The sequence below is a fragment of the Candidatus Desulfolinea nitratireducens genome (genome assembly GCF_982879505.1).
Genome location: NZ_CEYOSI010000288.1, coordinates 2,485 through 3,659, shown reverse-complemented (window position 1 = coordinate 3,659; position 1,175 = coordinate 2,485). Strand labels below are relative to the sequence as shown.

Here is a 1,175-nt window from a genome sequence, read left to right as displayed (position 1 = left end):
GGTCCTCACCGATGCTATTTGTTTTCACATCCGGGTGGTTTTGCAATTCCATATGAACGATACGTCGTTCATTGGCGGGCATTGGCTCCAGGCTTTGGCGACTGCCTGATTTTGCGACCTGCTCGGCCATCTGCTGTGCCATCCGGCGTAATTGCTGTTCACGGCGGCTGCGATGTCCTTCCACGTCTATTGAAAGGCGAACCCACCGCGACATCTCCTTGCTGACGATCAGGGCGGCGATACGTTGAAAAGCGTTAATCGTTTCTCCACGCCGACCGATCAGTGCCCTAAGATCTTTGCCGGTCACATCAACATAGACAGATTTGCGTCCTTCGCGATCAGGATCATCGTATCTGGCAGATGCCTTTGCATCCAGTTTCATCAACTCAAGGAGTTTTGAGACCACTTCTTCAGAGCGTTCGAGCAAGGGCTCATCTTCAGGACCGGATGATGTTCTCTTTTTAGGGGAGGCAAGTTTAGAGGCCTTGGGCGCTTTCGCCTTTTTCCCTGCTTTTGCCGGAGCAGACTCAACCTCAGCTTGCTCCGGGGGAGCGGTACCTGGCTCTCCGTTGATGGTCAGGCGGACACGCACCTGATGTTTTCCGAGGCCGAGAAATCCTTTTCCACCTGAATCAAGCACCTCCATGGAGACTTCAGAGGCAGTCAGTCCTAATTCTTTGAGGCCCTGACTGAGAGCGTCTTCAACTGTCGGTGCGATCACTTCAAGAGTTGTTTTTTTAGACATTATTCTCTCCCTGTTATTTTCTGCCGGGTATAAGATTGCTCCAGTTGGCCTTGCCCATCATTGCGTATTGGGCAATACCGAGCAGGTTACTGGTGATGAAATAGAGCGCAAGCCCAGAAGCAAAGGTCATCGCAAAATAGCCCATCAAAAATGGCATATAGATGCTCATCATATTGCCCATGGCGGCGCTTTGGTCACCAGGATTGGAGGGCGGGGTCATTAGCTTCGATTGGATATAAGAAGTAATAACAACGACTACCGCCAGCGTGGGAAGGGCAAAACCAAAGACTTCCAGCGATTCGGGTCGACCCAGATCCATCCAGAGGAATTTACTATTCAAGGGAATAACTTTGGATACATCCAAAAATGAGTACAGGCTGCGTGACATATTTAGCAGTGAAAGAGGTGTGGCAGCCAACGAGCGGATGAT

General features: G+C 50.6%; 2 protein-coding genes. Both read right to left on the bottom strand.

The features are described from left to right. Positions 1–745: RNA-binding cell elongation regulator Jag/EloR (jag, locus tag AC3DOM_RS16665; protein ID WP_487920163.1), on the bottom strand; the 745-nt coding region annotated here is incomplete at its 3' end. 13 nt (positions 746–758) lie between these two features. Next, a partial coding sequence (locus AC3DOM_RS16660) for a YidC/Oxa1 family membrane protein insertase (RefSeq protein ID WP_487920162.1) occupies positions 759–1,175 on the bottom strand: 417 nt, incomplete at its 5' end.